Annotated in this window: 25 protein-coding genes; 10 read left to right on the top strand and 15 right to left on the bottom strand. The window is 42.7% G+C overall.

Translation table 11 applies throughout. From position 1 onward, the window contains the following. Positions 1-50: 50 nt before the first annotated feature. Positions 51-1,076: a GGDEF domain-containing protein gene (locus CAL7507_RS05195; protein ID WP_015127388.1), complete on the bottom strand. Its 1,026-nt coding sequence runs from the start codon at positions 1,074-1,076 to the stop codon at positions 51-53. Between the two features lie 817 nt (positions 1,077-1,893). Continuing rightward, the gene (locus CAL7507_RS05190) at positions 1,894-2,094 is read right to left on the bottom strand and encodes a cation transporter (RefSeq protein WP_015127387.1); all 201 of its coding nucleotides are present in this window, start codon (positions 2,092-2,094) and stop codon (positions 1,894-1,896) included. Positions 2,095-2,759: 665 nt separating this feature from the next. Here CAL7507_RS05190 and CAL7507_RS05185 point away from each other — a divergent pair. Next, positions 2,760-4,223 carry an aminotransferase class I/II-fold pyridoxal phosphate-dependent enzyme gene (locus CAL7507_RS05185; RefSeq protein WP_083862944.1) on the top strand — a complete coding sequence of 488 codons (1,464 nt, stop codon included), beginning with the start codon at positions 2,760-2,762 and terminating at the stop codon, positions 4,221-4,223. 167 nt (positions 4,224-4,390) lie between these two features. On the opposite strand, the gene CAL7507_RS05180 is transcribed toward CAL7507_RS05185, so the two are convergent. The 3 genes from CAL7507_RS05180 to CAL7507_RS05165 all read right to left on the bottom strand — a co-directional run bounded on the left by CAL7507_RS05180 (position 4,391) and on the right by CAL7507_RS05165 (position 7,102). Continuing rightward, complete coding sequence (locus tag CAL7507_RS05180; protein WP_015127384.1) at positions 4,391-4,840, bottom strand: GFA family protein; 450 nt, start codon at positions 4,838-4,840, stop codon at positions 4,391-4,393. Positions 4,841-5,134: 294 nt separating this feature from the next. After that, on the bottom strand, positions 5,135-6,190 hold the full coding sequence (gene dusB, locus CAL7507_RS05170) for a tRNA dihydrouridine synthase DusB (protein ID WP_015127383.1): 1,056 nt from the start codon (positions 6,188-6,190) through the stop codon (positions 5,135-5,137). Between the two features lie 366 nt (positions 6,191-6,556). Further along, positions 6,557-7,102, bottom strand: a complete 546-nt coding sequence (locus tag CAL7507_RS05165; RefSeq protein WP_015127382.1) for a DUF2231 domain-containing protein — start codon at positions 7,100-7,102, stop codon at positions 6,557-6,559. 239 nt (positions 7,103-7,341) lie between these two features. On the opposite strand from CAL7507_RS05165, the gene CAL7507_RS05160 reads away from it, so the two are divergent. After that, positions 7,342-8,397: a hemerythrin domain-containing protein gene (locus tag CAL7507_RS05160; protein ID WP_015127381.1), complete on the top strand. Its 1,056-nt coding sequence runs from the start codon at positions 7,342-7,344 to the stop codon at positions 8,395-8,397. A gap of 104 nt (positions 8,398-8,501) precedes the next feature. On the opposite strand, the gene CAL7507_RS05155 is transcribed toward CAL7507_RS05160, so the two are convergent. Continuing rightward, positions 8,502-9,710 carry a M20 family metallopeptidase gene (locus tag CAL7507_RS05155; RefSeq protein ID WP_015127380.1) on the bottom strand — a complete coding sequence of 403 codons (1,209 nt, stop codon included), beginning with the start codon at positions 9,708-9,710 and terminating at the stop codon, positions 8,502-8,504. Between the two features lie 130 nt (positions 9,711-9,840). Beyond that, on the bottom strand, positions 9,841-10,407 hold the full coding sequence (locus tag CAL7507_RS05150; RefSeq protein WP_015127379.1) for a pentapeptide repeat-containing protein: 567 nt from the start codon (positions 10,405-10,407) through the stop codon (positions 9,841-9,843). 705 nt (positions 10,408-11,112) lie between these two features. Here CAL7507_RS05150 and CAL7507_RS05145 point away from each other — a divergent pair. The 3 genes from CAL7507_RS05145 to CAL7507_RS05140 all read left to right on the top strand — a co-directional run bounded on the left by CAL7507_RS05145 (position 11,113) and on the right by CAL7507_RS05140 (position 12,753). Further along, positions 11,113-11,718, top strand: a complete 606-nt coding sequence (locus CAL7507_RS05145) for a GNAT family N-acetyltransferase (RefSeq protein ID WP_015127378.1) — start codon at positions 11,113-11,115, stop codon at positions 11,716-11,718. Positions 11,719-11,788: 70 nt separating this feature from the next. Next, a complete protein-coding gene (locus tag CAL7507_RS32225) occupies positions 11,789-11,959 on the top strand; it encodes a hypothetical protein (protein ID WP_015127377.1) in 171 nt (56 codons plus the stop codon). A 113-nt stretch (positions 11,960-12,072) separates the two neighbouring features. Next, a complete protein-coding gene (locus CAL7507_RS05140) occupies positions 12,073-12,753 on the top strand; it encodes a hypothetical protein (protein WP_015127376.1) in 681 nt (226 codons plus the stop codon). Between the two features lie 112 nt (positions 12,754-12,865). Here the strand turns inward: CAL7507_RS05140 and CAL7507_RS05135 are convergent, their stop codons facing one another. After that, positions 12,866-13,705 carry a prephenate/arogenate dehydrogenase gene (locus CAL7507_RS05135; protein ID WP_015127375.1) on the bottom strand — a complete coding sequence of 280 codons (840 nt, stop codon included), beginning with the start codon at positions 13,703-13,705 and terminating at the stop codon, positions 12,866-12,868. Positions 13,706-13,807: 102 nt separating this feature from the next. On the opposite strand from CAL7507_RS05135, the gene CAL7507_RS05130 reads away from it, so the two are divergent. From CAL7507_RS05130 to CAL7507_RS05115, 4 genes are all read left to right on the top strand, one after another. Continuing rightward, positions 13,808-15,373 (top strand): pentapeptide repeat-containing protein, encoded by a 1,566-nt coding sequence (locus CAL7507_RS05130; RefSeq protein WP_015127374.1) that lies wholly within the window; start codon positions 13,808-13,810, stop codon positions 15,371-15,373. A 321-nt stretch (positions 15,374-15,694) separates the two neighbouring features. Then, complete coding sequence (locus CAL7507_RS05125; protein ID WP_015127373.1) at positions 15,695-16,288, top strand: DUF1517 domain-containing protein; 594 nt, start codon at positions 15,695-15,697, stop codon at positions 16,286-16,288. Between the two features lie 69 nt (positions 16,289-16,357). Beyond that, the gene (locus CAL7507_RS05120) at positions 16,358-17,230 is read left to right on the top strand and encodes a hypothetical protein (RefSeq protein ID WP_015127372.1); all 873 of its coding nucleotides are present in this window, start codon (positions 16,358-16,360) and stop codon (positions 17,228-17,230) included. A gap of 156 nt (positions 17,231-17,386) precedes the next feature. Beyond that, positions 17,387-18,013 (top strand): PadR family transcriptional regulator, encoded by a 627-nt coding sequence (locus CAL7507_RS05115; RefSeq protein WP_015127371.1) that lies wholly within the window; start codon positions 17,387-17,389, stop codon positions 18,011-18,013. A 113-nt stretch (positions 18,014-18,126) separates the two neighbouring features. Here the strand turns inward: CAL7507_RS05115 and aroF are convergent, their stop codons facing one another. The 5 genes from aroF to CAL7507_RS05095 all read right to left on the bottom strand — a co-directional run bounded on the left by aroF (position 18,127) and on the right by CAL7507_RS05095 (position 21,212). Then, positions 18,127-19,185: a 3-deoxy-7-phosphoheptulonate synthase gene (gene aroF, locus CAL7507_RS05110; RefSeq protein WP_042341191.1), complete on the bottom strand. Its 1,059-nt coding sequence runs from the start codon at positions 19,183-19,185 to the stop codon at positions 18,127-18,129. A gap of 43 nt (positions 19,186-19,228) precedes the next feature. Beyond that, entirely contained in the window at positions 19,229-19,384 is a 156-nt protein-coding gene (locus CAL7507_RS32220) for a hypothetical protein (protein ID WP_160166312.1), read from the bottom strand. Positions 19,385-19,474: 90 nt separating this feature from the next. Continuing rightward, on the bottom strand, positions 19,475-19,945 hold the full coding sequence (locus CAL7507_RS05105) for a PAM68 family protein (protein ID WP_015127369.1): 471 nt from the start codon (positions 19,943-19,945) through the stop codon (positions 19,475-19,477). A 12-nt stretch (positions 19,946-19,957) separates the two neighbouring features. Then, positions 19,958-20,227, bottom strand: coding sequence for a 30S ribosomal protein S15 (rpsO, locus tag CAL7507_RS05100; protein WP_015127368.1), 270 nt, complete (start codon positions 20,225-20,227; stop codon positions 19,958-19,960). 130 nt (positions 20,228-20,357) lie between these two features. Further along, positions 20,358-21,212, bottom strand: a complete 855-nt coding sequence (locus tag CAL7507_RS05095) for a cyanophycinase (protein WP_015127367.1) — start codon at positions 21,210-21,212, stop codon at positions 20,358-20,360. 573 nt (positions 21,213-21,785) lie between these two features. Between CAL7507_RS05095 and CAL7507_RS05090 the strand changes: the two genes are divergently transcribed. Beyond that, a complete protein-coding gene (locus CAL7507_RS05090; RefSeq protein WP_015127366.1) occupies positions 21,786-23,051 on the top strand; it encodes an HhoA/HhoB/HtrA family serine endopeptidase in 1,266 nt (421 codons plus the stop codon). A 214-nt stretch (positions 23,052-23,265) separates the two neighbouring features. On the opposite strand, the gene CAL7507_RS05085 is transcribed toward CAL7507_RS05090, so the two are convergent. Both CAL7507_RS05085 and CAL7507_RS05080 read right to left on the bottom strand, forming a co-directional pair. Then, the gene (locus tag CAL7507_RS05085) at positions 23,266-25,086 is read right to left on the bottom strand and encodes a bifunctional serine/threonine-protein kinase/formylglycine-generating enzyme family protein (RefSeq protein WP_015127365.1); all 1,821 of its coding nucleotides are present in this window, start codon (positions 25,084-25,086) and stop codon (positions 23,266-23,268) included. A gap of 240 nt (positions 25,087-25,326) precedes the next feature. Then, entirely contained in the window at positions 25,327-25,611 is a 285-nt protein-coding gene (locus CAL7507_RS05080; protein ID WP_015127364.1) for a hypothetical protein, read from the bottom strand. Positions 25,612-26,220: the final 609 nt, after the last annotated feature.

Genomic DNA, 26,220 nt, shown 5'->3' with positions numbered 1-26,220 from the left:
TGATCACAAATAAAACTACAAAATTTTCTGGAACTCAACACTGAACACTCTTAAGAAGAAGCTGCTTTGAGACGTGAGACAGGCGATAAATAGTCTGAACTAATAACTCGGTTGCGCCCAGTTGCTTTAGCCTGCAACAAACATTGATCGGCACGATCTAGTAAGCTGATACCTTGATCGTCATCATCAGCTTCCAGAGAAGCTGTGCCTAAACTAATCGTGACATTAATAGTATGCTGATTGTTGACTGCAAATGGTTGTTCGCTGACTAGGCGATTCAGACGACGTGCCACAATCAGGGCTTCTTCACCAGTAGTATTGGCTAAAAGAATCACGAATTCTTCGCCACCATAACGGAAGGGGGTATCTTGATAGCGGAGATTTTGCCGTAGACGATTACAGAGTAGCTGTAAAAGGCGATCGCCGACTAGATGCCCATAGGTATCGTTAACTTTCTTGAAATAGTCCACATCTAAAATGATCAAACTCATGGGACTGAGATGATCGCGGGACTTTTGAATTTGCCTAGGTAAGTCCCATTCCAACGCCCGGCGATTGTTCATTTCTGTCAAGGAATCAGCTAAGGCGATCGCTGACAACAAATCATTAGTGCGGATCAGATCGCGATATTTTTTCGCCTTACGTAAACCAACTGTCAATTGAGCAAGTATAAGGTCATGGTTAAGAGTCGAATCAGCAAAATTACTATTGGTGTTTTCTTCAGGAAGTTGCCAGATATAAGCATCAGCCCCTTGTTTCAATACAGTAGAAGTCATTTCTAACTCCCACTCCCAACCATTTTTACTTCTCTCCATGATTTGCTGAGAACGATCTTCCAATAGGATGCAGTATATCCAGGATAGTTTTGCCTGATCTTTCAGCCACAAACACAGTTCCATACTGCCATCAAGGCTAGCCTGCACAATTATTATATCGGGCGGCGCGGTTTGAATACGCGATACTGCTTGAATGACATTAGCGATAATTTCTACGCTAAAAGCGGTTGTATAACGGATCTGATCTGGAAGTGTGGCAAGAAATTCATGACTCCCAAAGACCAGAATGGAAATATTCATTGCTTTGCTTTTTGCCCTATATCAACATCAAAGATATCACTCGGTACAACTTATTACTCTTACTTAACTAATAAGGAAATCTCGGTATTTATTGCTAAGGGATATTACCAGATATTTAAGTGCCTTAGCACTAAGTCCACAATCAACGTTCAATTTTAATCTCCTTTTAAGGATTTTCCTTGACTACGATTACTAGATATTCGCCTGATGATACCTACTTTCTGCTCTTACGTATTTCTTTTGAAACAGTAAAAATACTGAATATTTTATATCGCCCTCAAATTTAGTCTGTAATTTCCAGCTATTAGCTATTTGAGATAATTATGACAATCATCAGATTGCATTAATTAGTAGATAAAGCACTAATATATTTACTCAGCCCGGATGAATATTTAAAGTTTTATAAAATATCCTTCACCGTAATAACCGAGATATTTACATAGTCTAGAAACTACTATCCTGCAAAATACTGAATCAGTTTGTCTGCGGTATAGTAACCCTCATTGCTTTGTGGAGCTAGGTTATGCTGGGTTTTTCCAGCACTGAATAATAGCATTACTAGCTGGTATATTGAGCCTTTGCCTGTCTATTTTATTAGCCATATCTTTATCAGAATTTCACAAAATGACTACCGTAAATACACATAAATAGCTAATTTAGCACTCAAGCTAATACCCCAAAGTTTTGACAGGTAAGTTAGTTAAGTCTGTCAGTTGTAAGAGCAGACATTAACTAAATTAAAGCTTTCTATGGTTCTGATGATGAATCTAACTTATGACAATGTTGTGACCAGCTTGTGACAAAAGTTAGATGATGGTTAATAACCTTCAATTGTGTAGCCAGCAGCAACAATTACCTGTTTAATCGATTCCTCAGATGCCGTGGATTCTACGGTGATAGTTTGATGTTTAACATCTACTTCTACCTTCGCATCTAGTGCCATTACGTAAATAGATTCGGAAATTGTTGCTGCGCTGCCTCTATCAGACATATTCAGTATTTTTAGTTTTAGTGCCATCACTTACCTTATGTATAGGAATCCGATTTGATTATTGAAAAAATCTCAGTATTTGTAGGGGAGCCACCCTTGTGCGTGGTGAGCGCAGCCACACGTGCGTCTGAAGCACCGAGTAGACTGCCGAATCCGGAGGAGTTTCCCGCGTTGAGAGGAGTGGCGTTGGGCAATGCCCACCGTATCATGGTTTTTGTGAGCAATGCCCACCCTACGTGTATTTCAGAAACCAAATACTAATCCTATAGGACTAGCCCTTTCAAGGTGACAAACGAAGATACGTTGCTTTAGTGTGATCATCCTAAGTTATCCGCTCAGATTTTGGGATTTTTAAAGGTTGAAATAACCAATTTTCGTTCCGAATTTCACCACCTTGAAAGGGCTACTATCCTATATAAATTCTTAATTGATTTTTAATAATTAAGTTTATTGTTTATACAGGGGTTACACATCCTACTATATTTAGGTAATTGCAACAGTATGGCGATAGCAAGAAAATAAAAATATATAAATATACTAGTCGAGCAGTGGCTCCCCTACATGATTAAATTCTGTGCCAGTTGCGTAAGTCCTAAATATTGCAAAAAATTAAGTATCTGTAGATCAGGGTTTTGTAAGGCATAGCCCTACCTACGTGTATTTCAATATTCAAGTATGAATCTTATATGCAAATGCTCAATCAAAACCAAATACCTTTATTGGATACCTTAAAAGCTTGTGCTGCACATTTCCACACTGCTTTTTATACCCCAGGACATAAGCGAGGAAAGGGAATTCCTCAACCTTTGGCTGATTTACTCGGTCAAGCTGTATTTCGCGCTGATTTAACCGAACTAGCAGATTTAGATAATCTATCTACACCCCAAGGCGTTATCCAACAAGCGCAAGAACTCGCAGCTGCAGCTTTTGGTGCTTCACAAACCTGGTTTCTTGTCAATGGTTCTACCTGTGGGATTGAAGCCGCAATTCTGGCTACCTGTGGTGTGGGCGAGAAAATTATTTTGCCTCGGAATGTGCATTCTTCGGCGATCGCTGGTTTAATTCTCTCTGGTGCTATACCAATTTTTCTCAATCCTGAATATGACCCAGTGTTAGATATTGCCCATAGTATCACGCCTCATGCTGTGCAAGCAGCACTGGCACAACATCCTGATGCCAAAGCAGTTTTTGCAGTTTACCCCACATATTACGGCGTTTGTGGAGATTTGAGGGCGATCGCTCACATTACCCACCAATACAATATCCCTTTACTTGTGGACGAAGCTCATGGACCACACTTCGCGTTTCATCCCGACTTACCTACAAGCGCTTTAGCCGCAGGTGCAGACTTAACTGTGCAATCCATTCACAAAGTCCTCAGTGCCATGACACAGGCATCGATGCTGCATATTCAAGGTGATAGGATAGATAGCGATCGCATCAGTAAAGCTTTGCAATTAGTCCAGTCTACCAGCCCCAGCTATATACTTTTAGCTTCCCTCGATGCCGCACGTCAGCAAATGGCACTCCACGGTCAAGAATTAATGTCCCGTACATTGCAACTTACCAAGGCAGCCAGAACTAAAATCAGCCAAATTCCCGGACTATCTACTCCCCTCTCAGCTTGTAAAAAGTCACCTGGCTTTGTGGCTTTAGATCAAACACGCTTAACTGTCACCGTTTCTAGCTTAGGTTTAACGGGATTTGCCGCAGAAGAAATCTTAGATCAAAAACTGGGTGTGACTGCGGAATTCTCCTCTCGGCAACATCTCACCTTTATTATTAGCTTGGGCAACACCTCAGCAGATATTGAGCAATTAGTCCAAGGTTTCACCACCTTAGCTCAGATGACCACCTCTCCCGAAAAAAAGAGGTTCATTTTATGGGATGATATTTTTAACGTGGGATTCTCCATGCAAATTTCACCCCGCGAGGCTTTTTTTAGCTCTACAGAAACTTTACCTCTAGAAGAAACCAGCAATTATATCTGTGCAGAAATCGTTTGTCCCTACCCACCAGGAATACCGGTGTTAATGCCCGGAGAACTAATTACAAAACCAGCCCTTGACTATCTGAGGCAAATTCAGGCAATGGGGGGATTCATTAGCGGTTGTGCTGATACTAGTTTCAGTACTTTAAAAGTTGTCAAAGAATAGACTTGTCTGGGGACTGGGGACTGGGGACTGGGGATTGGGGACTGGGGATTGGGGATTGGGGATTGGGGACTGGGGATTGGGGATTGGGGACTGGGGACTGGGGACTGGGGACGGGACTGGGAAAAAGATATTTTCGTGGTTATTTATGCCTTCTGCCTTCTGCCTCCTTAATGTTTTTTCCATTGCTCCCATAGTGAATGCACATCCTCTGGTTGCTGATCATAATTGAGCATTTGGTCAGAAATAGTTACCCAAGGCTGTGCGCTGCGTGTCCAAACATTTGCCACTGGACGTAACCAACTTGTATCATCTAACGTTCCGGGTTTGACATTGATTGTATCTAGGCTGTAAGTCCGCTCATGAAACAATCGCGTTCCGCACTCTCCACAGAACAGGTTTTTGATCTGGCGGCCACTATCGGTGTTACGAGTCCAAGCTTTTGGTTGTCCTTGAACAATGACAACAGCATCACGGGGGACAGTGAGTGACATGCCAAATGCACTAGAGGATTGTTTCTGACACTCCCGACAATGGCATACATAGAGAGTCAGTGGTTCAGCACGAATTTCATAACGAATCTGTCCGCATTGACAGCCTCCAGTGTACGGAAAATTCACATGTTTTCTCTCCTGGTAAATTTTACAGGACTTAACCAACTGGCACACTTAGCTTCTGGTATAAGAGTCAACAGTTATCAGTTATCAGTTATCAGTTATCAGTTATCAGTTATCAGTTATCAGTTATCAGTTATCAGTTATCAGTTATCAGTTATCAGTTATCAGTTATCAGTTGAGAGGATGTATTGATTCTGGGGTCAAATCCCCTACTAAAAATGTGAACAGTGATCACTGTTCACTGTTCACTGATTTAAAAGTCAAGTGTCAAAAATCAAGGTTTTAATGATTGCATACTTACACCAAAGCAAAACTAGATTCTGCTTCTAATTCTGGTTCATAACCATTTGCCAGTTGTGCGATCGCCCTGTCAATCAAATCCAAACCCTGAGTGACATCATCAACTAAGCTTAACTTACCACGTAAATCTGCCGCCCCCACAAAACCTTTAGCGTACCAAGTCATGTGCTTGCGGGCTTGACGCACACCGCGATCGCCTTTATATTCCCATAAAGCTTGCAAATGTTCCCTCGCGCATTCCAAACGCTGAATTGGGGTTGGTGGTGCTAAAAGTTCGCCAGTTTTCAGGAAGCGATCGACTTCTCCCACTAGAAACGGATAACCCAACGTTCCGCGAGAACACATTACCCCATCAGCACCGGTTTGCTCTAAACATTTCACCGCCGCTTCCACCGAGAAAATATCCCCATTGCCAATCACCGGAATCGAAAGTACTTCTTTTACACGAGCAATCCATTCCCAACGGGCATTGCCATTATACCCTTGAGCGCGGGTGCGTCCGTGTACTGTAATCATTTTTGCCCCTGCATCTTCCATCCGCTTGGCAAAGTCAAGAATCGTAATTTCTTGGTCATTCCAACCGATACGGGTTTTCACCGTCACAGGGACATCAACAGCTTTCACGACTTCCCGAACAATCGCCTCAGCCACTTCTGGTTGACGCAGCAGCGAAGAACCACCGCCATTTTTCGTAATTTTATTTACCGGACACCCCATATTGATATCAACTGTATCAGCACCTTCTGCTACCGCTTTCACCGCTGCTTCTGCTAGAAAATCGGGACGACAGTCAAATAACTGAATACTGATTGGTCGTTCGTTGGGGTCTACCTCCATGATTTTAGGTAACTGCTTGACATAGTGTAAACCTGTAGCGTTCACCATTTCTGTATACAGCATCGAATCTGGCGCATAACGACGCACCAGACGACGAAACACCATATCCGTCACCCCAGATAAAGGCGATTGAAGAACCCGGCTTTTGACTTCAAATGAGCCGATTTTCAGGGGTTGAGAAAGTCTAGCTTGGAGAGTGGGAGACAGCGTCAGCATACAAACAATACAAGTCAAATTGTGGGAATAGAGAATAGCAGCAATATTCCAGGTTACTCCTTAATCATAGTAACAGTTGACAGTTAACAGTCTTATGCAACTTAAATGCCGCAGTCGCTTAGTACGCCACGGTGCAAATAAACCACCCATGACGAAACCCTTTTGTCAAAAAAATGCGCTGGGTTTCCCCGCCCGTTGCGACAATCCATGTGTCGCAAACATAATTTTAATTGCTATTAAATAATGAGGAAATTAGCTTAACTTTATGAATATGCCAATATAACGGTTCTTGGTCGGATGCAATACAATCGAGAGGGCGGGGAAACCCCGCCCCTTGTATCTTAAATAGAAGAGCCGAGGGGAGTGTCAAGGATATCTCTTACTACCAGCACCCACTACACCGATTTTGTGGCGATAGGAGAGTTCAGCACCGAACCAGCCGGAAACGCTAGTTAGTGTTCCGACAATAAGTGATATTAACAATCCTAAAGGGATGATTCTTGACTCAGCGTCACCCTGGCGGAGGATGAAGTTTAGGGCTGTCAAGACTAGAATAGCAACGTTAAGAATCAAGTGTGTCCAGCCGGCGGTACGCTTGCGGACTCGTTCAATTTTCAAAAAGTCGCTTAAGCCAATGATTGCGGCGATGACACCGCCAGCTAATCCGAGTCCAATTAACCATAACGAAGCCCTAGCCCAGAAGGGATCGTGAGTTAGCCAGTAGCCGAAGTCACTTCCTAAAGCGGCGGCTAAGAAGGCGATGGGAAAGATCACACTCAGGGGGTGTAAAGGATGCCCAGCGATCGCTACTGTGCTGGGTACACCGCTATCAAGATACTCTTTATCGTCACTTTCAATAATTGGTGGGATATTGGGGAAAGGGGTTGAAGAAGTTGTTTTTGTCGTTTCCATTATTAGCATCCTCTATTTGTGAGTCAATGTAGAAAATTAATATTAAAAATCTATCTATCTGACGAAAGAGTAATTTTTTATTAGTTATATCTCTAAGAGTGGAAATATAAAATTTCTGGATACTTTTCCTATTTTATATCTTGGGTTATGAAGGCGATCGCTCAAAAGAAAGATGAAGTCTTACTAGCCAATATGCCACCATTAAATAGTTACAAATGCTTTTCCGAGGAGAACTAAGAATGGTAGCTACTTTAGATGATGCTAAACGCAATGCAATTGCGGTTAAATTGGCCAGCTTAAAATTAATTCAACAGTTGATCATCGAAAATGAGCAACTATTTTTGCGGGAATCGACTGATAGTGAAATCTCGGATCGCATCCGGAAAATTCTCGAAGATGACCAAAAAAACCTCGGCGTTTTAGACACTGTCATAGTTCAGTATGGCGTTCACGGAGAGCCAAAATCGACAGTTACAGAATTTGTTGACAAGGCTCGTCAATTGATGAAAGGTTCAGAATTGAGTTTCTTTGAAAAAGTATTTCAACATGAACTGTTGAAACATCAACAAGTAATGACTGGTTTGATTATTCACAAAGCAGCGCAGAAAGTTGGTGCTGATGTGATCGCGGCTATTGGGCCTCTGAATACGATTAACTTTGAAAACCGCGCTCACCAAGAGCAACTCAAAGGTATTCTAGAAGTTTTAGGAGTACGTGAACTCACTGGACAAGATGCTGACCAAGGTATTTGGGCGAGAGTTCAAGATGCGATCGCTGCATTTAGCGGTGTGGTAGGTAGCGCTGTTACCCAAACCACTGACAAGCAGGATATGAACATCCAAGATGTGATTCGCATGGATCACAACAAGGTGAATATCCTCTTCACCGAACTGCTACAAAGCAAAGATCTACAAAAGATCCAAGAATACTTCGGTCAAATTTACAAGGATCTCACTGCCCATGCTGAAGCGGAAGAGGAAGTAGTCTATCCCAGAGTCCGCAGTTTCTATGGTCAAAGCGATACTCAAGAATTGTATGACGAACAAGCTGATATGAAGCGGCGGTTAGAGCAAATTAGGGCTATTAACGTCTCTGCATCTGAATTCAAAGATCAAGTCAAACAGCTACAAGACATTGTGAGCGATCATGTCCGTCAAGAAGAAACGACATTGTTTGCTGCTATTCGCAATAACTTGAGTTCTCAGCAAACCGAACAACTAGCTACTGAATTCAAAGCTGCTAAAAGTCGGATTCAGCAGAGATTAGGTAGTTCCAAAACTGGATCAAACGTCTAGTCAAGCTCATCCCACCTCTAAAAGGGGATGGGATAACACAGTCATTCGGTTGACGGTTGACGGTTAACCGTCAACCGTCAACAGTTAACAGTCGGCAAAATGTGTCAAATGCTATAGTTTAAGGCTGATTTTCCGTCTTGCTGGCAATATTTATAGGCTGCATAAGCCATAGTTACAACCCCGGTAATAATCGCAGATTCATCAACCTCAAATTCAGGGTGATGTAATGGGTGGTTAGTGATTCTATCTGTGTAACCCACACCCAAGCGAAACATAGAACCGGGGGCGTGATCCAAATACACAGAAAAATCTTCAGCACCCAGCGAAGCCTCCGGTAAGACTTGGACGCGATCGCTACTCCACGCTTCTTCAGCAGCTGATTGTAATAGTTGTGTCAGGGTATAATCATTTTGGACACTGGGCACGCCTTGATGATAATTGACTTGATAACGCGCCCCGTAAGCATGACAGACATTAGCGACAATATTATCAATCCAGTTGGGTAAATTAGCACGGGTTTCAGGATGGAGCGATCGCACTGTTCCCAACAACTGCACTTGATCAGCAATCACATTCGGCGCTCTACCACCATTAATTTTTCCTATACTCAATACTACAGGGCGTAAGGGATTTTGCGTCCGGCTAATTGCTTGCTGCAATGCAGTCACCACTTGCGCGGCAATCCAAATCGCATCAATCGCCTCATGGGGACGAGCGCCATGTCCCGATTCACCCATAATGATAATTTCTAAATCATCGGCTGCAGCCGTCAACGCACCATAACGCACACCAATTGAACCCGCCGGTATAGAAGGGAATACATGAACCCCTAACACCGCCGAGACATTCGTCATTGCCCCATCTTGCACCATCCAGCTTGCCCCTTGAGCAATTTCCTCTGCTGGCTGAAACAAAAACCGCACCCTACCATCTAACTCTTCTGCCACTTGGGACAGTATCATGGCCGTTCCTAACCCCACTGTGGTATGAACATCGTGACCGCAAGCGTGCATCACACCCTTCGCTCGTGAGGCATATTCCAAACCAGTGCGTTCTTGAATTGGCAAAGCATCCATATCAGTGCGAATTGCCAATAAACGCTCATCTCTATCACTGGTTGGTAGTTCTCCAATCACACCAGTCTTACCAACACCCTCCAGCACATGAAGACCACTCGAAGACAAAACACCAGCCACAAAAGCTGCTGTTTGATACTCCTGACCGCTAAGTTCTGGATGGGAGTGAATGTGGCGACGAATTTCGATTAACCGGGGCGCTAGTTTAGTGGCTAAGTCTTTAATCCGGGTAAGCATGGGTCAATCACAGTTTACTGGCTTTGTTCCCATGATAAAGAGGGAATTGGGGATTGGGGATTGGGGAATAGGGATTGGGTTATTATTTATCTCCCCCATCTCCCTTGTCTCCCTCATCTCCCCCACTCCCTTACTGTCCCTGGCAGGTTGTGCCTGGGGTCTCTTCAGGTTTAAACTTGTTACATTCTCTGACAACAGATGTCCGCTCTAACGACCACGAATAAGGTTTGTCAGAAGTTACAGTACCCCCAGGCATAATTGTCAGTCGAAAGTGTGCCCCTCGAAAATTGGTAAACAGCAACTTCGCACCCTTGAGATTAGCTGCTTCTAAATTGGCACTAATCAAGCCAGCATAAGACAAATCTGCATTTTCTAGAGAGGCTGATTTCAAATTTGTACCTGTTAAAGAAGCACCGCTAAGATTAGCAGAATTGAGAATTGCAGCTTCTAGATTTGCACCAGTGAGGTCTGCGTTGGTGAGATTAACTTTAGATAATGTGGCTCCTTTCAAGTTAGCGTCTCGCAAATTTACTCCAGCTAAATTAAGTTGAGTTAGATTTGCGCCGCTAAAATCACAACGGGGACAACCACCCGTCGTTTTCAATTGATCCAAGTCTTGTGGATTCAACGATAAAGCTTGTTCTGTAAACCCAAAACAAGCCAGCAGGGCGACAGTAGCGACAATCTTGAGTTTCATATGTTTTACAGATATTGACGAGAATGATGACTAAGATCATGTTTTGCTGAAGACCCATAACAGCCGTACAAACTCGCCCCCAACTTCTCCAATCCCACAGACAGTAGTACCACCGAGGGGTGAGTTATGGAAAGCTTTTGCTGCAAGCAGTAGAGGAGTACCTTAATTACAAGTGATTCAACTGACATGGTTTGAGGCCTGTGCCTATAGTCATACTTACCATATACGAGCTGCTCAACTCATAACAGGGATGAAGCGGTGGTAAAGAAGTAATAAAAATACTATAAACTCTAGTAATAACACTACTCAAAACCAAAAATAGGATTTAGAATCGAGTCGTAACACAATATACCGAAACAATTATAGACTACCACATATTTGATCCCCCTAACTCGATGAACATTACGAGTTAGGGGGATCTTAATTTGAGGGACGTTTGACAGATTCCGGAAAACCTCTCTGCATTTTGGGACTACGTTATGTGAAATGTCTCTACAGCTTTAGGCTTTAGCCTCTGGGTGTTGAAACTGAGATGCACTCGTTTTTATAGCTTTATATAGCGGCTATCAGTCGAGTACAATACACCCTTGATTGAGGAGCAGAGCAAGGAAAGCTCCGCCTCTAGTCAAAAGGAAAATTAAAGATTCTGGCTCCTGACTCCTTTGTGTTGGGTGTATTTCATTCATCTGAGGACTGCTATAAATTATGGATTTTCAAATTCGTCTATCAAAGCCAGAAGACTTAGAGAAAATTCTAGAACTACAAGCCAGTTCACTGAGAACTCTAACATCAAGCTACGATTCAAGTCAGATCGAGTCTTTAATCCGCAGTCAAGCATCAGCAAGATTAGCGAAAGATGAGATAGGAGTTGTTGCAGAGTATGAAAATGAAATCATCGGATTTGCATCTGTTTTAATTCAGCAGTCCCTAATCGGAGGTGTATATGTCCATCCAGATTTCATGCGCCAACGACTAGGCACACAACTGCTCGAGGCTGTGGAGGAAATAGCGCTTGATAAACGGCATAAAGTCATTTATGTAACTTCATCACTAGCAGCAGTAAACTTTTACCAAGCTAGAGGTTATAAATCAATTTGTAAATCGGGTTTTTATTCTGAATCAAAATATTGGATACCATGTGTCAATTTAAAGAAGCAACTAATTATTTTTACAGAAACGGAAAAATGGTATCGGCATTTTATTTTTAATCTAAAGCAGATATTTTCCTTTATTCTGATTTTAGTTATAGCTGCTTTCGTCACAATTGTTTTACCACTTATAATCAGCTTGATAGCAAGTCTGCTACAATAAATGATGATTTGCTATTGAAAATTTCATTCCATCTTCTTTCTGGTCATGACTTAAAATTGAGGTCTGATTGATGGTTAATAGGTCATCTAGCCCCTTCAAATCTCGTGGTGTAATGTCTGCACTTCCTCTTGTACCCAAGCACGGAAAGATTTTTCAGCCTGTACTTCGTCAACTTGACACTCTTCCAGAAAGAGAACAGGTAGAAATCCCTATGAAGCTGCGATCGCTGCTATTTTTTTAGGTAAAAACCCCTTTACAGTCGTCCAAGAACTTAATATGCTGCTCAATGATTGTCGTCTAGCAGCAGAGAAAATCATCTAGCAAAAATACGTTTTTACTCATGAGGTTAATTCTATGCCAATGGTTTTAGATAATGTAGTTCCTTTTGGGAGGTCAATGGATGAATATATAAAAATGTTCAGTTTAACTGATGCTGATTTAGATAAAAGAATTATCGGTATTGGTGACGGGCCAGCCAGCTTTAATGCAGAAATGACACATCGGTGTAAAAGTGTAATTTCAGTTGATCCACTGTACCAATTTTCTGGTAATGAAATTTTACAGAGATTTAATGCCGTTGTAGATAACATCATTAACCAAGTTAAAGCCTCCCCCAATGATTGGGTATGGAACTATCATAAATCTCCAGATGACTTGCGAAAAAATAGGGTGAAAGTTATTGAAGAATTTCTTGCCGATTATGAGATTGGCAAAAAAACTAATAGATACGTAGTTGGGGAATTGCCCAAATTATCATATCAAAATCAAGAATTTGACCTAGCTCTTTGCTCACATTTATTATTTTTGTATTCAGATAATCTTGATTATGAGTTTCACCTGAGTTCAGTCGGTGAGATGCTACGTATTGCCAAAGAAGTCAGAATATTTCCCCTGCTAACTTTAATGTTGCAACCTTCTCAACATTTAGATGGAGTAGTGAAATATTATACAGCTAAAGGTTATAAAGTAGCAATTGAAAAAGTTGTATATAGTTTACAACGTGGCGGCGGTCAGATGTTGAAAATTTTTCAATAAAAATTGTGCATGATGATGTTTTGGATAATTTAAACCGTAAATGTAGTGTCTGTTACGGCACAAGCTCGAAAATAAATGTTTTTGCCGTAACACACCGTTCATAGTGAAGATTTTACTCAACAAAATTAGGTCGTGCTTGTTGATTTAATTGCAATTTTTCCTCTAAGATTTGCCAATCTTCCTGCTCAATTAAATGAATTAATTCATCAAGATTGTGGCGATATTGTTGCAATGAACTAAGCAATGCTTGACGGTTATACCGCGCCATCATCACGCCCAATTCCGGATTCCCGCCACCTACACGGCTAGTATCCCGAAAACCGGAACTAGCTAAGTTTTGAGCTAATTGCAAAACTTCGGGGTCAGTTTCACTTATGCAAGCAGCAATTAACGCTGTACTAACCATCACAGGTAGATGGGAAATCCAGCTGACAGCACGATCATGTTGTTCTGGTTGACAGTAATAGATTTTAGAACCAAGCGATCGCACAATTTCCTCTACAACCGCGATCGCCCTGGTTGGTGTTGTAGTCATTGGTGTCAAAACATAAGGCCGATCAACAAACAAATGCCGCTGTGCCGCTTCTATACCGCTATCTGCAGTTCCCGCCATTGGGTGTCCACCGATAAAATGATCCCAAAGAGGAGAAATCGCTTCCACGATTGGTGCTTTGACTGAACCAACATCAGTTACCACCGTAGCGGGGGACAAATGATCGATCAACTGCTTAACTTGGGGAACAATAAGTGATATAGGTGTACAAATAAATACAACCTCAGTCGGAGCTAACAGGCGGAGATTCACTGACGCCTCATCAACATTGCCAAGAGCGATCGCTTTGTTACAAGTTGATTCCCGGCGACTCACCCCGAAGACTTTATGTCCTTGCGATCGCAAATCAAAACCCAAAGATCCACCTATGAGTCCGAGTCCTACAATACCAATTTTCATTTTTAATTTTGATAGTCCATCAGTTAACAGTGAACAGTGAACATTTCACTGATTTAATCTATTTTCTGCATACTTTAACTTGGCATCAGAGGGATAGCATTGATGAATGTAGAAGAATTGCTCAAAAAATACGCAGATGGAGTTCTAGATTTTAGTGGTGCTAACCTCTCTGAAGCCAATCTGAGCGGTGTCAAACTCAGCAGTGTAAATCTTAGCTACGCCAACTTGAGTGTGGTTAACCTCAGTGGTGCAAATCTCAGCGAAGCCAATTTGAGTGATGCCAAGCTGAATGTTGCTAGGCTTAGTGGCGCGAATCTTGCCAGTGCCATTCTCAACAATACCAGTCTCAACGTTGCTAATTTGATTCGAGCGGATCTCAGTCGCGCTCAACTCCGAGGAGCATCATTAATTCGCGCCGAGTTAATCCGCGCCGAACTCAGTCGCGCTGATTTATTTGAGGCTAATCTCAGTGGCGCTGATTTACGGGAAGCAACATTGCGACAAGCAAATCTCCGCCGCGCCGACTTAAGTGAAGCGACTTTGAGAGGCGCTTCACTCACGGGGGCCAATTTAGAAATGGCAAATCTTAACGCCACTGATATGGGTCGTACAGACCTCAGTGGTGCAAATTTGCGAGATACTGAACTTAGACAAGCAAATCTCAGTCATGCTAACCTCAGTGGTGCAGATTTAAGCGGCGCTAATCTCCGGTGGGCGGATTTAAGTAAGGCTAATCTCCGGTGGGCAGATTTAAGCGGAGCAAAATTGAGTGGGGCCACTTTAATTGGAGCAGATTTAAGTAACGCAAACTTAACAAATGCGAGTTTAATCCATGCCAACTTAACTCAGGCAAAATTAATTAAAGCCGAATGGATCGGCGCTGATTTAACGGGAGCGATTTTAACTGGGGCGAAACTTTATGCCACTTCCAGGTTTGGGTTAAAAACTGAAGGTATGACTTGTGAATGGATAGACCTTTCTCCTACAGGCGATCGCTCCATCATTCAAAAGTTCGACTCTGAAGACTCACGGGACTTTTTTAATGAAACTCCACCAACAATCCGCATTATCGTCGATGCCGCCCTAGAACATGAAGCCAACTTTGCCCTCGCTGGCGTTTATTACCAAATTGCTCGCGAATATCGCCGCTTAAAACAGCCCCCTACCACGGAAATTGGCCGTCGTCGGACTGTTTTCACCTTCCGAGTAGATAGCGACGAAGCTTTGTTAACCACAGCTTATATTGCAATTTTGCCCTTTAGAGATAGTGCCAACACACAACAAAATATTGATAAAGTGGTGGAAATGATGATGAGCAAAGATATATCCCAACTGGGGCTAAAAATCCCCCATCAGGTGAAGCAGATTATCTCTCTGATCGAGCAAGCTAGAAATCAAGCTCTGAAGATTAAAGCCATGAAAAAAAATCTAGACATAGCTGCGAAATTAAACTTTTTTAAAGCACCTACCCAGACAATTTTGACCAATTCCAGCGCTCAGAGCCTTATTATACATGATAATCCTTACTTTGGTAAAAGATTAATTAATCCCTCTGATTCTAGTGCTAAATTTTTTGATGACACATCCAATGATTCAGCAACATCCTTACTGCCTTCTTTAAATATGATTGTCGATTTCATTAAAAGTTTTCATTACACTGAAAAATAGTCAGATAAAGTCTGAAATTACTCTACCCACGTTCTACATGTACCATTTTTCCATTATCTAACAGGAGTCAGGAGTCGGGATTCAGGATTCAGGATTCAGGAGTCAGAATTCAGAATTCAGGAAAGGTATTCTGTAGGAAAAAGCGGATGAATAATCAGGTTTAAGCACACGCATAAACAAGAAAATTTGGTAGTGCAACAATTCAGTCGGGGATTCAGACCCGCGACTGATTGATTCTGACGGATGTATTCTTCTTCAACCAGTAGCAAATGACGAATGACGAATGACAAATGACAACTAACAAATTTATGGAGGAAAAAAATGCGCGATACTTTTAATAGAATGATTGGACGGACTCGCTATGTTGTCTTTCGCTTATTTCTACATTTAGGAGGTGATGAAGTAGCTCCCATTTTAGGAGTATTAAATAGTGCTGGTAGAGCAGCGATCGCTGCCGATGGTGACTTAGAAATTTTGGGGGAAGAATTAGTCCAAATCAGCCAAACTCTGTTGCAATATGATGAATATTGGCTCTCTGCTGCCAATGAAGGTGATGTTTTTTGGGATGAAGGCGAGGCGGGAGATTATGTCAATGATTTATTTACCGATTCGGCTCAACGATACGCCGCTGATATCGATGTTAGTTCTCCTTTGGGAGCCAATGAACCTTTATCTATACCTGTAACACGTAACATAGTTGTGATGATTACGGTGGCTTATGAAGGTGAAGTCCCAGATTTAGAAACTGACCTTGCTAATATTCAGGCACTAAAGGAAGCTTTTAAAGCCTTAATTAATTTGCACTACAAGCATAAACTTAAAGCCATCCAAGTGCATTTTTCCCCAGCGCAGTTAGGCGATGAACTCACTAACGATCAGTTGTTGCAATATTACCCAGAATTAATTCCTTTGTAACTTGTAGGGTAGACCGTACTTACTACCCTTATCGATAATTGTTAAGCTCAAGTATAGGATAATAGTGCAATGATCATGACCATACTACGTAAATTCACAGTTGTTGTTTTAGCCTTGAGTTTGTGCTTGACAACTGTTGCCTGTGGAGGTTCTAACCAAACTACATCTCCCACTAAAAATGTGAGTCAAAACTCTGCTGCCACCAAATTAAGTGATGGTCAGTATCAAGTGCAACAAGCAACTTATGATGATGCTACTGGAGATTACACGCTGTTTTTAATCAACAGTAAGCCTCCAACTTTTAAAACCGAAAACTTACAAATGGCCCGGCTGACTGATGAGCAAATCAAGGCAGGTGATAAAACATATCTGAAGGTGGAAAATGGACAGCCGGCACTATACCTGACAGAAGATTTTAAAATCGAGTATGTCCACAACGTCACCGAAAACCAAACTAATCCCCAAACAGGGCAAAAAGAAACAGTTGTAGTCCGCCAAGAATCTAATTTCTGGGCACCATTTGCTGGGGCAGTAGCTGGTAACTTGGCAGGTCAAGCTATTGGTAGTCTATTGTTTAGACCTCAATATTACGTACCTCCTGTTTATCAATCGGGACGGCCTTTGACTGGTTATGGTGGGTATGGTAGCAGCTATGATCAAGCTGTATCGAGCTACCGGGGTCGCTACAATGAGCCACCTGCGGCGGTGAGAAATCGTACTGCTTTCCGCAGTACAGGAACAATTAGAAGGTCATCTCCTAACAATTCAACCATACGTACCACACCACGTAACACGACGAACCGTCCGAGTGGTTCCGGTTTTGGTGGTAGTGAATTGAGACCTTCGGGTAACTCTAACTCAACCAGACGCAGTCCCAGCGGTAGCAGCTTTGGTAGTGGACGTAGTTCTGCACCCCGCCGCTCATTTGGTAGACGCCGCTAAAATCTCTCTGTCCTTATAACTTTGAAAAGGCGATCGCTTTTCATCAAAAGAGCGATCGCTCTACTAAAAATTAAATCAGCATAAAATTCTATTCCGATATATCGCAATTTATTCCGATATATCGTATAGTAGAAAAAGTTGATTTGAGATTCATTTATGTTTAGACACTTTCGTTCTCGTTTTCTGGTACCTGCATGGGCAGGAGTTAGCGAAGATGATTCATTTTTTGTGAGTCATCGGTTCCAGCATGACAAGCATCATGGTGGACACCATGACAAGCACCCTGGTGATGAAATGTTTGGTCGTGGTTGGAGAGATGAATACCGGACTCGTAAAGGTGACATCAAGTTTATTTTGCTGGAACTGCTATCAGAGCATCCTAGTCATGGTTACGACCTAATTAAAGAGATGGAAAATCGCTACGGTGGTTTCCGCCGCCTTAGTCCTGGCTCAGTGTATCCCACACTTCAGATGCTAGAAGAAGGTGGCTATCTCAAAAGTTCTCAAGAAGGCGGTAAGCGAGTTTATACAATTACAGATGAGGGTAGAGAACTCTTAGCAGAGCGTAACCAACAAGAAAATTCTGATTCACCTTGGGATGCTTTCAAAAGTTTTATGACAGGTAAGCCCCAAGAGTTTATTGAGTTGCGGAAAGTAGCAACAGAATTAGCTGGTGTGATAGTGCAGGTTGCTCGCAGTGGCAATGTGGCGCGGATGAATCGGGTGCGGGAACTGCTAGAGCAAGTTAAACAGGAAATTTACGCGATTCTTGCGGAAAAGTAAGGAGCGTCATTTGTCATTTGTAAGGGTTTTGGGCTTAATCACGCTGCGTGACATAGCAAGGCGTTGTTGTGCTGTAGATAGAATCTACACATACGCCTGCTAACTGATAACTGTTAACTGATAACTGTTAATTGTTGTGGCCAGCGTCCTACAGCCTTACCAATCACTGCTAATTCTGGCATTAAGCGGTCAAAAGCTTCTGGTGTCAGAGATTGGGGTCCATCTGACAAAGCTTTTTTCGGGTTGGGATGAACCTCAATCATGAGAGAATCAGTTCCAGCTGCGATCGCTGCCATTGCCATTGAAGGTACAAACTCAGACCAACCTGTGCCATGACTAGGGTCAATCATGATTGGTAAGTGAGTCAACTTTCGCAATACAGGCACTACCGATATATCTAGGGTATTACGGGTAAACTGGCGATCGAAGGTGCGAATTCCTCGCTCACATAAAATCACATTGGGATTTCCCGCTGCCAAAACATACTCAGCAGCCATCAACCAGTCTTCAATAGTAGCAGCCATGCCGCGCTTTAACAGCACCGCTTTTGGCTGTGCCCCGACTTTTTTCAGCAGGGAGAAATTTTGCATATTTCTCGCACCTACCTGAATTACATCGGCAACTTCGACGATTTTATCTAGGTCTTCAGCGTCCATGACTTCCGTGATGACACCGAGTCCGCTGACTTCTCTAGCCCTAGCTAATAATTCCAAAGCACTCTCGCCGTGTCCTTGAAAAGCGTAAGGTGAAGTTCGGGGTTTGTAAGCACCACCGCGTAAAAATTTAGCGCCAGCCGCCTTAACGCGGAGTGCGGTTTCCACAATCATGTCTTCATTTTCTACTGAGCAAGGCCCAGCTACAACTACTAAGGGATGGTGTTCACCAAACACAACTGGCCCATCGGGAGTGTTAACTATCACCTCCGAAGCTTCCCCTTGACGGTACTGGCGGCTAGCCCGTTTATAAGGCAGTTCTACCCGTAATACTTGTTCAATCCAAGGACTAACTTCCTGAATTTGGAGGGGGTCTAAATCAACGGTCTCACCTACTAGACCAATGACAACCTTGTGCTTACCGATAATTTTCTCTGGTGTTAGCCCCCAACTGGTTAATTCCTCATTAATACGGTTGATTTCCGCATCGGGAGAACCAATCTTCATTACTACGATCATATTAAATTCTTTGGTTAGTTGAGTTGCTTTTAACAGTTAACAGTTAACAGTTAACTGTTATCAGTTTCATCGCTTGGGTGACTGTCCTTAACCAATTGGTCGAAGGCGTTGTTGGTGAGGTAGTGGGGTCTTGCCAAGTAGAGAAAGTGGCATTAGCGGCTATTTGTAGCATCGCTCGTAAGGACGGGTTTAAATCCACCACCGTATGCCCGATAACTGTTCACTGTTCACTGTTCACTGATTTAAAATCTAACCAATAATTGACGAGCAGATGGATGTCTGAGCGCCATCATACGTTTTTTTGCCGAGATTCGCGCCAAACCGCTACCATTCGTCCCCAATTGGTGTTGAACTCGCTCAAACCCAGGAGACTACCTGCTCTTTCTTCATCCCAAGAAGCGGAGAGTACACCATAGGTTATTCCCAAAACCCCTAGACCAAAAAATCCCATGTTCACCAATAACACGGCAACGGGAGGTAATTTGATGTCGGTGTTAACTGCAAGCAGATAGCTGGTAACTAAGGTAGTAATGCCTAATGCTGTTGGTATACCACAAAATCCAGCGACTCGACGCACCATCCGCTGACTGACAACTTGGGGAATTGCCATCTCTTCCTTAGCGAAAGTCGGACGCTTGTCAGCCTTTTTCCCAGATTCTTTGGGTTGTATTACTGGTTCACTCTGAGATTTTATTGGTTTTTGGCGCTTTTTGTTTGGTTCAAAAGGCAAGCGACTGCGTTCAGATTCTTCAGCAGACATAAACGGTAATTCCTAACCACGAATACCGAGGCGAGCAATCAAAGCTTGATATTTTTCCCGGCTGCCTTGTTGAATATAGGCTAGAAGTCGCTTACGCTGACCAATTAGCTTCAACAATCCCCTGCGAGAAGAATGGTCTTTTTTATTGGCTTGGAGATGTTCGCTGAGGCGGTTAATGCGCTCAGTCAACATAGCCACTTGGACTTCAGATGAACCAGTATCAGTTTCGTGAACCTGGTAGTTGGAAATGAGTTCTTGTTTTCGCAGTTGCGTCAGGGCCATGATCGATTTAATTTCTAGTTTTTCTAATTTTATGCAGCAGTCTCTTATAATATCACAGCCCTAAATTTAGGGTGACGCAAGATTTAAACATTCACCTGTCTGCAAGTATTTACTCTCTGATTCCTAAAATTTAAGTGCTTGTTGAGCCAACTGGCACAGAGACATTTGCCGCCACGCTCTGGTCTATGATGGGTTGGCGGGTTTTCAGATCAAATTTGTACCCGTGTGGTAGAATATGCAGCTTTGCTCCGCAAATTGCTAAGGGTTCATCTCTAAGAATTTCACTAAGGTTGTTATAAGTAGCCTCTGACTCGTCCACAATCGTGACACAGCCGGCTCCAATGATTTCGATTTGGTTATCGGTGACTACCATCGCCGTATTCTCGTCAATGCCAAATCCTAAGACAGCCGGTTCTTGTAACAATGCTGAAATTAAGCGTCCCAAGCGTCCACGTTGGGAAAAATGCTGATCGATTACTACTCCAGGCAGAAAACCTAAACCGGGTCCCATATCGACAATTTCCAGCCGGGGGTTTGTTTGTGAGTCACCTTCTACAATCATTTTATCTGGCATGACGGCGGCTCCGGCACTGGTTCCCGCCACAACTATACCTTCTGAGAAGAGTTGGTGAATAGCTGTATCAATTTCAGTGTCTTTGAGGATGCTGGTGATGCGGGCTTGATCACCGCCAGTAAAAAATACACCTGTTGCTTTAGCGATCGCTTCTAATGCTGTAGATGAAGCTGCATCTTCACGAGTTTCGGTATCAATGATCCGAACTTGCTCCGCTCCTAAGCGCTCAAACACTCTAATATAATTTTCTCCGGTTTCTCTTGGTAGTTCTGTAGCCGCCGTCATAATGACAATTCTGGCTTTCGTACCACCAGCGCGGCGCACAAACTCTCTCAATATTTGCGAATCTCCATCCCTGTCTTCAGCACCACCAATAATTACCAGCTGCCGCTTGGTTATCCCTGCTACCATGATCTTTATCTGAATTATGAGTTCTTAATTTTAATAAAACATGACAATCAGGCGATAAAATCACCCATTTGGTAGATTAGGTGGTGAAATCTGAGGTGAAAAAAATTAGGTTAGGACTTACGCAAGTGTCATATTTTGAACACAAGAGGTTGTCCAGAGCGGAGCCGGAGACGCTCCGCCTGCGGTCAAAAGTCCAAAGTCCAAAAAACATTGATTTTTGAACGCCACTTGACTCTTGACTCTTGACTTTTGACTCTTACACCAGAAAATATGTGTGCCAATTGCGTAAGTCCTGTAGGTAAAAAAGTGAATTATTCACGCCTATTAGTCTGTCAGGGTTGAAATGAGGGACTGTAGTGTGAGCGTCTCGCTCACGCGGGCTTTTCGGCCCGCACTACCAAAAACCCCTCAAAACAAAATTGACAGACTACTAGTTACTTACTTACATGTCAGATTTACTGTTTAGCACAGTGACATATCAAACTATTCACACCAGCGCAATACCCCTGCAACAAAAATGTCAAAAAAAATATCTATATTAGTAATACATCTAGATATCCTTCCAGACAGCAAATGCAAAATCAACCACGCGACGGAGAAGACGTCTCAAAAGATAATTCATTGAACAACTCTGGTTCAAAACACCCTCGTTATGCACCCTGGACAAAGGCAGCAGCCTCTCTATCGCTGGTGCTTTTGGGATCTGGGATGACATTAGCAGGTGGCTATTTGGCTGGACACCGGGAACAGGTTTCTCAGAGTGCATCAAGTTTGGCAGTGAGTCCAGTAAATGCTGCCCCTCCAATACCAGCTGGCACAGATCCTAACTTTGTAACTCAGGTAGTGCAAAGGGTTGGGCCGGCTGTGGTGCGAATTAACTCTTCCCGCACAGTGACAACCCAAATACCAGATGAATTTAACGATCCATTTTTCCGCCGCTTTTTTGGCTCTCGACTACCGACTTCACCTGAAAGGCAAGTGCAACGGGGTACTGGTTCAGGCTTTATTATCGGTGCTGATGGTCGGATTTTGACAAATGCCCACGTTGTCGATGGTGCCGACACTGTGACAGTTGTCCTGCAGGATGGGCGTAGCTTTAAAGGTAAGGTGATGGGGAAAGATGAATTAACAGATGTTGCTGTGGTGAAGATTCAGGCGGATAATTTGCCAACAGTGACGGTAGGTAATTCAGATCAACTACAACCTGGACAATGGGCGATCGCCATTGGTAATCCCTTAGGTTTAGATAGTACTGTCACTACTGGTATCATTAGTGCGACTGGACGTTCTAGCAATCAAATCGGCGCTCCCGATAAGCGAGTAGAATACATTCAAACCGACGCGGCGATTAACCCTGGTAATTCCGGTGGGCCTTTACTTAATTCTCGTGGCGATGTGATTGGGATGAATACGGCCATTATTCAAGGTGCCCAAGGCTTAGGCTTTGCTATTCCTATTAATACAGCGCAACGTATTTCTAATCAATTAATTAGTACAGGTAAAGTACAACATCCTTATTTGGGAATTCAGATGGTTGGGTTAACTCCTGAATTAAAGCAAAATATTAACTCAGACCCTAATGTAGGTTTGAATGTCACTGAAGATAATGGTGTTTTAGTCGTAAAAGTTGTACCAAATTCGCCAGCTGCCAAAGCAGGAATTCGTGCAGGTGATGTTATCCAAAAACTCAATGGTCAATTGGTAAAAGACGCTAGCAGTGTGCAAAGGGCTGTCGAAAATAGCCAAGTTGGTGGCGATGTGCGTCTGGAGTTGCGACGCAATGGACAGAATCTTAATTTAGCTGTTCAACCTGGTGCTTTCCCTACTAAGGTGCAATAACTATAATCTGATAATAACTGACATGTAACAGCATTTTTAATTAGCGAGAATGGGCATCCTCCACTAAGAAAAACATTAGCGTTTTCAGCAAAGGTGGGCAGTGCCCACCCTACAAAAAATGTGTTATTGAAATGAATTTGGGAGGATAGATTGAAAAGTCTATCCTTATTTTTTGTCTTTGATTTATCCAGCAGGTTTATTTGCTAGCGATCGCTCACTCAGAATGTTTCAGCACAGATAGCACCACCCGAAAGCCATGTAGCAAGGAGCGAAAATTTTGGGGGTATTTGATGCGATTTGCTGAACGACAGTCACCAGGCTTATCACCCCAAGAACCACCACGTAGCAAGCGATGATGAGGGCGATCGCTAATTCTCGCCGAGCCATCAGTAGGAGCGCCGTTGTAACTGTCAAAATAGATATCCTGACACCATTCCCAAACTAGCCCGTGCATATCATACAGTCCAAAGGCATTGGGGGGGAAACTGCCGACAACCGTGGTTTCTTGCAGATACTTACCCTGGGGGGCTAAACCATAGGTGAAGTTTGGATCGTAGTTTCCTAAAGCGCTAGTTATCGTCTCGCCAAAGTGGAATGGGGTATTAGTTCCGGCTCGACACGCATATTCCCATTGTGCTTCACTAGGCAATTGATAGTTTTTACCAGTCTGTTGAGATAGTTGACGACAAAAAGCGATCGCATCATCCCAACTTACTTGTTCTACAGGCCGTTGTCTGCCAATAAATCTGGAGGGATTTTCATTCATTACCGCCTGATACTGTTTTTGAGTGATAGGAAATTTACTTATATAAAAAGTTTTAATTACTACAGTGTGTTTTGGCCCTTCATCCTGGTGTCGCTCCTTTTCTTCTGGGGATGAACCCATCACAAATTTACCACCAGGTATTTGCACCATCTCCAGGGGAATATCTCGACCCAATTCTTCTGTAAAGAACCTCGCTTCCCTGGGGTAACGATTAATGATTTTTCCCCACTTATCCACTGTCACCACTTCAAATTGAGCAGTTTTGAGGAATGATCTCTCGTGAGTTGCAGCTCGTGCGGTTGCTCCTGAAGATTTCCCCAGAGAATCGGGTGTGGTTAATAGTGGTACTGTTGTTTCTGTTGTCGGTGATGGGAAAATTTTCTGGATTAAAACCGATGCAGCCAAGCCAGCACCGACACAACTAAAAGCTTTAATGGCTTGACGACGCGACCAATCAGTGCTTTGTGGGGATGGAGAAGTGAACCCTTGTAGAGCCGCGATCGCATTTGGGTAGCGCTGACTAGGATTAGGTGACACCATTTTAGCGATCGCGCCAGCCGTATGTGTGCTAATATTTACCTGGTCTTGCCAGATCACTTCACCAGTTTTGATATCTCGTGGAAGTTTGCCAGGCTTAATCCCAGTCAGAGCTTGAATAGCCGTTATCCCCAAAGCATACACATCACTACTGAGATAAAGATTACCTTTTTTTTGCTCATTAGGCATATAGCCAGGTGTACCAATTACGGCGCTGGAAATAAATTCACCCTCAGCATCCACCATCAGCGAGGCGATTTCCTTGACTGTCCCAAAATCGAGCAAAAAAATCTTACCATCTTCATACCGTCGCATGAGATTTCTGGGTTTGATATCGCCATGAATAATTCCTTGACTGTGTACAAAGCTTAAGACTTCGAGAATTTCCGGCAACAAATCGGTGACATACCTTTCATCAGAACGTTTCCCAGGCAAAATTTCTTGACTCAAGTCGTGTCCTGGAATAAACTCATGCACTATGTAAAGATGCTGATTTTCGCTGAAGTATGCCCACAGTTGCGGAATCTGGGGATGTTTACCCAGTTTTTCCAGAATTGTGATTTCTTGTTCAAATAACTCTACTAGCTGGGGATGGATATGATAGGGACGTAGTTGTTTGACAACACACAGAGGGTTACTTGATTGCAGATGATCTTTTGCCAGGAACGTAATTGCAAAGCCCCTTCCCCCCAATTGCCCAATTATTTCGTAGCGTCCGGCTAATATAGTCACAATGTATCTAACACTCTAATAACCTGACGAATCTGAGTATAATTCTCACCAAATACATCTGGCAAGCCAATGCTGCGGATTTGCAACTGATTTTTAATACTGAAGTGTTAACTACAAACTAAAATACTAGATGTCGGTTGGTATAATTGAAAACTTCACTCGGGAGCAATTCAGAAATTATCCGACTATGAGGCTTGAAAGTAGATTCAATGGCGATCGCTATAATAGTAAAATCTCCGCTCACTGTAGATAGCTCAGGTAGTATGAAATACTAAAGGCAAATGCAGCTAAAAGAATAGGAATCACCGTGTTTAGTTCTAGTTTCCCTGTCTTGAGCATTTCTAAACAAGACATGGGAATCACTAGAGGCCAAAAGATAGTTGTCATCAAAGACATTAAAAAAGATAAAAATTTATCTTCTGGAGACGAAGTTGGATGTCGCCAAGAAAATCTTAACCAATTGCTCAAGAAATAACATGACATCAATAGATAACTAATAACTAAAGTCAATTGGATTTGTTTCATTGCCAACACTCCTGAAGCTATTAGATGAGTGAATAAAATGAATTTGTCATATTCTTAACTGGGGAAGTTTATAATACTTGAAGAGCAAGTTTTTATTTTAAGAATCTAATATAAATGTTAAGCTAAGTAGGAAAAACCTTAAATCAGTAGTTTCACTTAATTTGAAATCAACTGGAAAAACTTCTGAGTATTGAGTGTTGAATTAAAAAACACTTATCCCTAGTACAAGAAGGCTGAAGTATGAAGTATGAAAGTAAGAGGTATATACTGTAAGCTCTGTGTGGTTTTAAAATGGTAGCTTTATTTACGCCGTGGCGTACTAGTCACCAGTCACTTTTGTAGCTTGTGATAGCGGCTTAGTCTTTAGATTGATTTTGAGGAAATAAGTAGGCGATCGCTACCCAACCAGATACAGTTAGTAAACTCACTAAACATCCAGCCACAACAAGAGTAGACATAATTACTAAATCACAAAAAAGGGAACAGGGAACAGGCAATAGGCAATAGGTTATTCTCCGACTACGCTCAGTAAAAGTGCCCAATTTCCAAGCTAGCAATTGGATATGACGCGGCTATGACTGCCTTGTGACAATCCTTTGGGAAGGTAAT

Origin of the sequence: Calothrix sp. PCC 7507 (assembly GCF_000316575.1) — a bacterium.
Taxonomy (GTDB): Bacteria; Cyanobacteriota; Cyanobacteriia; order Cyanobacteriales; family Nostocaceae; genus Fortiea.
Note: the sequence above shows the minus strand (reverse complement) of the source record. Positions and strands in the feature narration are given on the sequence as shown.